This is a genomic window from Eubacterium sp. MSJ-13 (assembly GCF_018918235.1).
In the GTDB taxonomy this organism is placed as follows: Bacteria; Bacillota; Clostridia; order Lachnospirales; family Lachnospiraceae; genus Butyribacter.
The window spans coordinates 1-9,540 of record NZ_JAHLQE010000004.1 but is presented as its reverse complement, the minus strand read 5'-3'; the positions used below and the strand labels follow the sequence as shown (position 1 = coordinate 9,540).

General features: G+C 33.2%; 10 protein-coding genes. 9 read left to right on the top strand and 1 reads right to left on the bottom strand.

The features are described 5' to 3' along the window. A partial coding sequence (locus KQI69_RS00210) for a glycosyltransferase (RefSeq protein WP_216563232.1) occupies nucleotides 1–322 on the top strand: 322 nt, incomplete at its 5' end. A gap of 51 nt (nucleotides 323–373) precedes the next feature. Further along, on the top strand, nucleotides 374–1,804 hold the full coding sequence (gene rfaE2, locus KQI69_RS00205; protein WP_216563230.1) for a D-glycero-beta-D-manno-heptose 1-phosphate adenylyltransferase: 1,431 nt from the start codon (nucleotides 374–376) through the stop codon (nucleotides 1,802–1,804). Nucleotides 1,805–2,032: 228 nt separating this feature from the next. Here the strand turns inward: rfaE2 and KQI69_RS00200 are convergent, their stop codons facing one another. Then, nucleotides 2,033–3,016, bottom strand: a complete 984-nt coding sequence (locus KQI69_RS00200) for an IS110 family transposase (protein ID WP_371818686.1) — start codon at nucleotides 3,014–3,016, stop codon at nucleotides 2,033–2,035. 314 nt (nucleotides 3,017–3,330) lie between these two features. Between KQI69_RS00200 and KQI69_RS00195 the strand changes: the two genes are divergently transcribed. The 7 genes from KQI69_RS00195 to KQI69_RS00165 all read left to right on the top strand — a co-directional run bounded on the left by KQI69_RS00195 (nucleotide 3,331) and on the right by KQI69_RS00165 (nucleotide 9,429). Continuing rightward, a complete protein-coding gene (locus KQI69_RS00195) occupies nucleotides 3,331–3,906 on the top strand; it encodes an SIS domain-containing protein (RefSeq protein ID WP_216563229.1) in 576 nt (191 codons plus the stop codon). Between the two features lie 16 nt (nucleotides 3,907–3,922). Beyond that, nucleotides 3,923–4,972, top strand: coding sequence for a glycosyltransferase family 9 protein (locus KQI69_RS00190; RefSeq protein ID WP_216563227.1), 1,050 nt, complete (start codon nucleotides 3,923–3,925; stop codon nucleotides 4,970–4,972). Between the two features lie 25 nt (nucleotides 4,973–4,997). After that, complete coding sequence (locus KQI69_RS00185) at nucleotides 4,998–6,329, top strand: O-antigen polymerase (protein WP_216563225.1); 1,332 nt, start codon at nucleotides 4,998–5,000, stop codon at nucleotides 6,327–6,329. 153 nt (nucleotides 6,330–6,482) lie between these two features. Then, on the top strand, nucleotides 6,483–6,935 hold the full coding sequence (locus KQI69_RS00180) for a D-glycero-alpha-D-manno-heptose-1,7-bisphosphate 7-phosphatase (RefSeq protein ID WP_371818685.1): 453 nt from the start codon (nucleotides 6,483–6,485) through the stop codon (nucleotides 6,933–6,935). Between the two features lie 4 nt (nucleotides 6,936–6,939). Beyond that, nucleotides 6,940–7,434, top strand: coding sequence for a hypothetical protein (locus KQI69_RS00175; RefSeq protein WP_216563223.1), 495 nt, complete (start codon nucleotides 6,940–6,942; stop codon nucleotides 7,432–7,434). Then, nucleotides 7,418–8,347 (top strand): oligosaccharide flippase family protein, encoded by a 930-nt coding sequence (locus KQI69_RS00170; protein WP_216563221.1) that lies wholly within the window; start codon nucleotides 7,418–7,420, stop codon nucleotides 8,345–8,347. The genes KQI69_RS00175 and KQI69_RS00170 overlap by 17 nt, the downstream gene beginning before the upstream one ends. A 26-nt stretch (nucleotides 8,348–8,373) precedes the next feature. After that, a complete protein-coding gene (locus tag KQI69_RS00165) occupies nucleotides 8,374–9,429 on the top strand; it encodes a hypothetical protein (protein ID WP_216563220.1) in 1,056 nt (351 codons plus the stop codon). The last annotated feature ends 111 nt before the right edge of the window (nucleotides 9,430–9,540 follow it).

The following is a 9,540-nucleotide window of genomic DNA, read 5'->3' as shown; positions in this document are numbered from 1 at the left end:
ATCTAATTATGGCATAATATTTGTTGATATGCTATCCGCATGGATATTTTGCGCTTACGGAATGACTATGGTGGAGGCTGTTGTTAGTGGATTACCATTAATTACTACTAATTCAGGTGGAATTCCTGAATATATTCAAAATAATATGGCGATTATTCTAGACAGAGATAACAATCTGATTGAAAATATTTCGAGAAACATATTGAAAATTAAGCAGACAGGACAAAAAGTAGATCAATATAAAGTTGAAGAATTCTGTGAAGAAATGTGTTTGGAACGCTATTACAAAAAATTCACGCAGATTATTAATTGGGAAAAATAATGTAATAATAAATATAGTTTAGAAATTGTAGGAAAAGATGGAGATAATCATATGAAATCTTTAAATGAAATTGAATCTAAAAATATTTTGGTTATTGGTGATGTAATGCTTGATACTTATTTTACTGGTGATGTGAAGCGCATTTCTCCTGAAGCTCCGGTGCCCGTATTTAGAAAAAAGAAAGAAAGGAGTGTTCTTGGAGGTGCTGCAAATGTCGTGGCAAATTTAATTGCTGCTGACCAGAATGTTTCGATAATGACAATGGTCGGAAACGATAAAAACGGAAGCAGATTAAAAGATATTTTCAAAGAACAAGGGGTAGATACGACTCTCGTTATTACATTAAACAGAACTACAACAGAAAAGACACGATTTTTAGCTTCTAATAATCAGCAGGTTTTGAGGCTAGATGTTGAGGATACATATCCTCTTGGACACGAAGATTGTGAGAAAATGTTACATATTCTTGATGAACAAATAGATAAATTTGATCTTATTCTTTTATCAGATTATTTGAAAGGTCTCCTTACTTTTGAATTTACACAGGGAGTGTTACAAAGAGCTATAGCAAAGAATATTCCAACGATAATTGATGTTAAAGATATGAATGTTAGCAAATATAAACATGCATATCTTATAAAGCCTAATTTAAAGGAACTTCATGATTTAACTGGACTTAATGTAGAAAATGATAATGAGATTATTGTTGCATCCAGAAAATTAAAAGAGATGTGCCATACGAAATATATTCTTACAACTTGTGGAGCGAGAGGAATGGTATTGGTTGGTGATGATGAGCCATATTTTATTGAGTCAGTGGGTAAGGAGGTATTTGATGTTACTGGTGCTGGTGACACAACAATAGCATACCTTGCAGCATGTATGGTAAATGGATTTGAAATGAGAGATGCTGCAAACATTGCGAATTATGCTGCTGGTATTCAGGTGGCTAAAGTGGGTACATCGTCTGTTTATTGGAAGGAAATCAGAGAATATCTTATGAGGAAAGAAAATGCAACTGTGCATAAGATACTTATAGGAAAAGCAATTGATACATTTAGAAAAGATAATGAAGATAAAAAGATTGTATTTACAAATGGATGTTTTGATATTTTGCATGTCGGACATATTAGATATATGCAAGAAGCAGCAAAATTTGGGGATATTCTAGTGATTGGGCTGAACAGTGATGCTTCCGTCAGACGGTTAAAGGGCTCGGAAAGACCAATAAATAATCAGAATGATAGAGCTGAAATGTTATCAGCAATGGAGTTTGTTGATTATGTAATTGTATTTGATGAAGATACACCTTATGGGTTGATTAAAAAAATCCATCCGGATGTTTTGGTGAAAGGTGGAGATTATAATCCAGATAATGTTGTGGGAAGAGATATAGTTGAGGCATCGGGTGGAGAGTTAAAACTGCTTCCATTTGTTGAGGGAAAGTCTACAACAAATATTATAAATAAGATAAAGATGTAAGAGGAAAAGTTTGAAACAAATAAGTAGTGGATAGCCAAAGAATAAAGGGCATAGCAAATAAACCATCTTATGAGGTGGTTTTGAAAAGTAAATATAGACACAACACCTAATCAGGTAACAGGAACAACATCATCTTTGATAATGTAGCCTCGTTGCTTCATCAAATTAAGTGCCTGTGAAGTAGTCAATATTTTTGCTTCATTCACATGTCGCGATTCAAGAAAGCCTTCAGGCGTATATGGTTTTAAATCTGTGAGTATGTGCCAGATAGCGGTTAGGATCATACGACAGATGGCAATGATTGCTTTGATCATTACGAGGACAACATCCAGCCCATGATACGAGGTTTTTAGCTGTGGGGAAGACAGACATATCACCTCCGATTTCAGAGAGCATCTGAATAGCAGTCAATGGGTTCTTATCGAATCCTGGGACGGTTCGTATAAGATAGAGAACGCTTTCATACTTATCACTGAGACGAAAGATTTCCCGTTCTATTTCTGCTTTGTGCATTTCTAATTCATCGATGTGATTTAAACATTGTCTAAGCTTTACAGCCTGTTCTTTGGATATGGCACCATCAACAGCAGCGTGTATTTCTTCAATTGGAGTTTTACATCTGCCATCTACAAAAGGTGCTACATCAAAAGTTTCCCCTGGGTGTTGTAAAATGTGTTCCGTAATGGAACGAGAAGATTTACCAAATACATCAGAAAAGACATCATCTAATTTTAAGTTGGACACAGTAAGACAGTTATGAGCACGATTCTTTTCACTAGTTATCATACATGTGAGTTTGAAACGGTATCTTACTAAATCCCTTAATTCACGGATGTCGGCAGGTGGGATAAAAGAAGGTTTCACCATCCCGCACATATATAAATCGCAGATCCATTTGGCATCCTTACGGTCTGTTTTATTGCCTTTTTGAGGTTTGGTGTATTTGGGATGAGAAAGAGTAACCCAAATGTTATTCTTCTCCAAGATATTAAATACCGGTATCCAATACTTGCCGGTAGATTCCATGCAGACATCGTTGCAGTTGTATTTAGCAAGCCAGTCACACAACTCGTTCAAGCCTTTCGTAAAGGAAGAAAAGCGAGCTTGCTTATACTCAGTGCGTTTGTTGGAATCGGTAATACCGATACAGGCATAGATCCAGGTTTTGTGGACATCAAGTCCACAACAGTTGTTTTCGAGAATTTTAAACAATAAAAGTACCTCCTGATGATTTATAGTTATAAAACTGACAGTGACTGGTCATCCGGCAAAATCGAGTCGACTTTGGAAGAGATAAGTTTATGGGCTACGTTATGCGCCAATCATTGATGCCTTAACGGATGACCGACAACAAATAATTATACGAGGTCGCCGCTATACAGCCACGCCACTCACCTCCATGTGTTCTGTAGTGTGTCAGTCTTATAAAGGAATTATATCAAGAGGAAGATAGATTAGAAAGGCGAAAATCAGCCAAGGTGTTTCATGACGCATTGGTGGCTTTCGCAGAAAGGCGGATTATAATTATGAAGGAACTAATGAAAAAGCGAATTAAAGACTCTATTAATGTGAAAAATAAATTGCTTGAGAATATAGAATTACTTGAAAATATGGAAAATTTAATAAATGAGATTATTATAGCTATAAAAAACGGTCATAAATTAGTTCTTTGTGGCAACGGAGGATCAGCATCGGATGCACTTCACTTTGCTGGTGAGATAGTTGGTAGGTTTGTTATGGAAAGACCTGCGTGGCCGGCAATAGTTTTAAATGCTGATGTTGCGACTATGACCGCTATTGCCAATGATTATTCGTATGATGATGTATTTGCAAGACAAGCTCAGGGGCACTGTATGGAAGGAGATGTGTTCATTGGTATTTCTACTAGTGGAAACTCGGAGAATGTATATAGGGCAGTAGATATGGCAAAGAGTAAGGGATGCAAGACTGCAGCGTTACTTGGTAAAGATGGCGGAAAGATTGGAAAAGTAGTTGATTATCCGTTGATTGTTCCAAATGATATGACCGCTAGAGTACAAGAATCACACATTTTACTGATTCATATTATGTGCGAACTGATTGAAAATAAGATAGATAATTAACAAGGGAGATGATATTATGCATTACATAATCCACACCGGCCCAGGCATTGGAGATATAATCCAATTTCTATCTATGGCCAGAGGGATAAAAGAAAATGATCCAAAGGCAAGAGTTGATTTGTTAATGCGGGGGTCAGCTAAGATATTAGCTTTAAATAATCAAATATTAGAATGTCAGAACTATGTGAATAAATTATATTGGTATTCATCTAAAGATATAAGACAAGATATTAAGTTGCTGTCAGAACTATTAAATAATCGTTATGATTATGGTTTTGTGAGGATTGGCAGCGTCAGTGGAGAACCATCACTTTGGATATACCGTATTATGCGATTAGCAAGATGTAAAAAAATTGTTGGTTATGGAACTGACAAGGTTGATATAGCTGTTGATATTCCACAACATTCACATTATTTGGAAAGAAACAGATTGTTACTTAATGCTATAGGTATTAAAGGGAGAGATGATGCAATATCAATTGATGAAAGTAAGCTTGATAAGTCATGGCTTAACAAATTAGATATTTATGATGGTGACAAAATTGTTGGTTTATCTCTTGGAACTAATTCTATGGTATGGAAAGAGAATGGACGAGATATTGAATATGATGTGAAATCATGGCCATATGAGTATTGGCTGAAATTGACAAAGCAACTTATTGAGTTAGGATATAAAGTTATTTTAATAGGTGGGATTAAGGAAAGAAATGAACTTTCTGAAAAAAACATAGTATTTCCAAAACACAATAAATTAATTGATTTAGTAGGAAAAACATCTATAAAAGAAAGTTTAACGATTATTAACAGAATATCTTTGTTAGTTGGGGCAGAAGGTGGTATGATGCATTGTGCTTCTGCGGTAGGAACAACTACATTGACAATATTTGGTGGGTCTGATTACAAAATATGGAATCCTGGTGGAAATCATTCAGAAATAATTAATTTATATCTTGAATGTGCTCCGTGTTTTTGTACTAGTCAAGGTGCTCACTGTGATAATCATCGGTGTTTAGAGAAAATTACACCGGAGATGGTTTTAGATAAGATAATAAAAATGATTTCATAAACAATTAATTGGATGGGTTGATTAAATGGCATTTATTATTTTCTATTTATTTTTATATTTATTATTGGCAGTATCATGGAATTTGTCAAAACATGATATTTTATCACCTAATGTCTTGATATGTGCATCATTTATTGGTGGATCTACTATGTATATTTTAGGTTCAAGTCGTTTGCAGGTGCAAGATTTTACATTTACAACTACTGTTTATTTAATTATAGGTTTGGTTTTGTTTATAGTAGGCTGTGAGTTTTGCAAATTAATTGTAAAATCTACAAGAAAGTATAGTGACTCAAGACAATATATGGCATTTAATGATAATGATATAAATCCAATAAAACTACCAACATATTTTTATTTTGTATTTGCGTTGCTTGTTATTTTTACAGCGGTATTACAAACATATTATATAAAAAAAATGGTTGGTGGATCTATTATATCAGCATTATCAATATATCGTTCGGAAACTTTGGTTGAAGGAAATAATGGTAATACATTAGTAAAGCTTTTATCAAGAATTATATATGGCATACAACCTGTTTTACTTTTTGTGATTTGCTATAATAAATGCATTGCTAAAAAAAAGTTTCGATATCCTTTATTTATATGTGTAGCAGCTATTTTGTATATGGCTTTATTATATTTGATTGATGGCTCAAGAGGAAAAATTTTTTCTGTTTTTTTTCAATATCTTTTTGCGTTTACGTTATCATTAAATTATGGAGGCAGTATAAGCAAAAGATATGTTAGTTCAAGTAAAAGAAGAGGCAATCGATTTTGGATTAAAGCGGTTATATTAATTGCAGCTGTTGGCGCTCCGTTATTTTATTACGGTGGAGTTATCGGTGGCAGAAATTATAGTCAAATTAGTGCATTTCAGAGTGTTGAAAATTATTTTTCTTATGGACTGATAAGAATAAATTTGATTATTTCAAAAGTTAATAATGTTGCATCGGAGAATTGGGGGCAGTGGTCTTTTAGTGGAATTTATTCATTATTAAATAAGATGCATTTAGTATCAGGTGTTAGTTATGACTATTTTCCTTTTTATAAAAACTATGGGAATACAATAACTATTTTTGGAAGATGGTATGTTGACTTTGGCGTTTGTGGAATTATTGTCATGGCATTTATCACGGGCATTTTTTATTCATATTTTTATTATAGGTTAAAATATACGCCTAGTAGAAAGACAGCAGCATACTATTCATGCCTTTATGTCTTTTTATATTCAGCGGTTATAATGGCATCATATGATGATTGGTTTAGGAGTGTAATAACACTAAATGGAATATTTCAAATAGTGATATTACGATTGATAATAAAATGGATTTATAAGAAGTATATACGAAGTTAATAATAATTTTTTAAGGAGAAGTTACCAAGTAAAAATATACTTGGATGAAAGGCGATAAATGAGATACAAAATTGCATTTTTGGATAGGGATGGAACCATAAATATAGAAAAAACTATCTATACAAAATAGATGATTTTGAGTTTTTGACTGGTGTGGTTTCAGGATTAAAGTTACTTCAAGATAATGATTTTTTGCTGGTTATAGTGACGAATCAATCTGGCATAGCCAAAGGTTTTTATACAGAAAAGGATCTTGAGATTTTGCATAATTGGATGCTTAATGAATTAGAACAGAAGGGCGTTAATATTTCTAAAATATATTATTGTCCTCATCATCCTAATGCAGTTGTTAAAAAATACAAAAAGATTTGCGGTTGTAGGAAGCCAGAAACGGGATTGTATTGGCAGGCTATATCGGAACTGAAACAAGAATATGATATAGACTTAGAACATTCAATTGCTATTGGTGATAAAGAAAGAGATTTATCTATATGTAATGAAACTCCGATTAAGGGGTATTTAATCAATTCGAATTTCCATAGTTCGAAATTTATTTGCGTGTCAGATTTTAAAAATGCTATAGAACACATTTTAAAGGAAAAATAGAAAGATGAATATTAGTTTATCAAAAAAGGACATCCTCTGGAGTTATATAGGTACAATACTTTCGATGGGAGCTAATCTGTTAATGCTGCCATTTTTGATGTATTATTTAGATGATGATGTGCTGGGACTCTGGTATATATTTGCAAGTATTGGTGCTATTGCAACTTTGTTTGATTTTGGATTTGGTGTAACCTTTGCTAGAAATGTTACATATGCATGGGCTGGAGCAAGAGAATTAAAAAAAGAAGGCGTAGAGTTTACACAAAACAGTGAACCAGATTACAAATTAATGAAGAAGGTTCTAGCTACATGCAAGATTATTTATGGCATTATTGCAGTGGTTGCATTAGTCCTTTTGCTAACAATTGGAACTAGATATGTTATGTTTGTTTCAAGTGAAATTAAGGGGTATACACACATAATAGCTTGGATTATATATGCTGTTGCCGTGAAATCTTTATTATGGGTATTATGCCTCTTTTTTGAGAGGAGTTGGTGATGTTGCTCAAGCGAATAAGAATACAGTATGGGCTAGATTGGTTCAAATTATATTAATGATAATTTTTCTTTTGCTTGGATTTGGTTTGATTGGTGCATGTGCAGCATATTTAGCATATGGAACACTTTTTAGACTATTGGGAAAATATTACTTTTATAAATATAGAGGAATAGGCGATAACTTAAAAAAAGTCAAGGGAAATCCTTCGAGATACGAAATAGAAGAAATGTTTCATATTGTCTGGCATAATGCATGGAGAGATGGAGCTATTTCGTTATGCAATTATTGTTGCAATCAGGTTTCAACACTTATTTGTTCTGCTTACTTATCATTAGCAGACACTGGTATATATTCTATAGGCGTTCAAATTGCTAGTGCAATTGCTACAATTGCAGGCAATTTATATAATACATATCAGCCTGAATTGCAGGCTGCATATGTAGTTGAAGATAAAGATAAAATGTGTAAGACTATGTCAATGATAGTTGTTTCTTTCATATATTTATTTATATTAGGAACTATCGGTTTTTGCATAGTAGGTGTGCCCTTGCTGAAACTCGTAAAACCATCTGCAGTTGTATCAATTCCTGTTTTAGTGGGTTTGTGTCTGTATCAGTTTATTTTGAAGTATAGAAATTGCTACACATCTTATTTCTCATGTACAAACAGGATTATTTATGTTGGAGCATTTACAGTTTCAGCTGTTTTGTGTGTGGTTTTTTCTTTTATAGCAATAGGACCATTTAACATGGGAGTATGGGGGCTGATAATTGCACAGATTATAAGCCAAGCACTTTATAATTTGTGGAAATGGCCATTGTTAGCACATAAAGAATTGAACCTTTCGTTAAAAAAAATGTTTCAAATGGGTAATTATGAAACATTAGCATTAATGCGGAGATTTATTAAATGAATATAAAAATATAGGAGAAACATAAAATGATAATAGGTGCGTGTGGTTATGGAGCAACTGGTTCTTCTGTTCTTACAGATTTATTAAGGGAATATGATGATGTGCAAGTATATGATAGTTTTGAGTTTTGGTTTAGCTATAGAGTGGATGGTCTCGAAGATTTAGAGTATCATTTAATAAAAGAATACGCTAAAAATTTGTCCGGTGATTATGCAATCAAAAGATTTTTGGATTGGACTAAATGCTATAAAACTCCATTTATTAATAAACCATGTAAGGGGAAGACTTTCTATTCACTTAGCAAAAATTACATAAATTCAATTACACAATTAAAGTATAAAGGTGTAGAAACAGCAGATGTTTTATCTGGTAATGTGATGAGAAACATTTGTGCTTTTGCCTCTAAAAAAATACTTATGCCTAAAGTAATAGAAAAGATTACTAATAAGCCATCTTTTTTATGGCCATGCAGAACATTAAACTATTGTATTGAGCCTGATAATTTTTATGAAGAATCCAAGAAATATATTAAGAATATTTTAGTGGCGATGGGAGCCGATGTAACTAAGCCAATTTGTCTTGATCAGCCGTTTGAGGGAAACTGTCCAGAACATAGTTTTCCTTTTTTTGAAGATCCATATGCGGTTGTAATCGACAGAGATCCAAGGGATTTGTATTTTGAGGAAAAATATACCACGAGTCCAGATGGTAAATTTTTTCCTAGAACAAATGCTAAAGATTTTGTTGTTTACTATAGGAATATGAGGAAAAATATAACTGATAATCCAAGAGTATTGAGAATTAGGTTTGAGGAATTAATTTATGAATATGAAGATTCAGTAAAAAAAATCGAGGATTTTTTGCATTTAGGTGAACATGTGCGTCCTAAAACTGGATTTATACCAGAACGATCAATAAACAATACACAACAAAGCAGACTACATCCAGAGGATAGGGCAGAAGTAGAGTACATTGAAAAAGAATTGAAAGAGTTTTTATTCCCTTTTGAAAAATATCCAGATGTTGTATTTAATGGTAAACCATTTTATGGAGCAGAGAGAAATGTTACAGAATCAAAATAATTTATTATTTTTAAGAAAAATATTGACAAAATTCAAGAGAGAAGGTCATAATGGCAGAGCAGAGCAGAGCAGAGCAGAGCAGAGCAGAGCAGAGCAGAGCAGAGCAGAGCA

Bases quoted from the DNA above. Each gene is read 5' to 3' on its own strand.
- rfaE2 (WP_216563230.1), top strand. From the start codon at position 374: ATGAAATCTTTAAATGAAATTGAATCTAAAAATATTTTGGTTATTGGT.
- KQI69_RS00195 (WP_216563229.1), top strand. From the start codon at position 3,331: ATGAAGGAACTAATGAAAAAGCGAATTAAAGACTCTATTAATGTGAAA.
- KQI69_RS00190 (WP_216563227.1), top strand. From the start codon at position 3,923: ATGCATTACATAATCCACACCGGCCCAGGCATTGGAGATATAATCCAA.
- KQI69_RS00185 (WP_216563225.1), top strand. From the start codon at position 4,998: ATGGCATTTATTATTTTCTATTTATTTTTATATTTATTATTGGCAGTA.
- KQI69_RS00175 (WP_216563223.1), top strand. From the start codon at position 6,940: ATGAATATTAGTTTATCAAAAAAGGACATCCTCTGGAGTTATATAGGT.
- KQI69_RS00165 (WP_216563220.1), top strand. From the start codon at position 8,374: ATGATAATAGGTGCGTGTGGTTATGGAGCAACTGGTTCTTCTGTTCTT.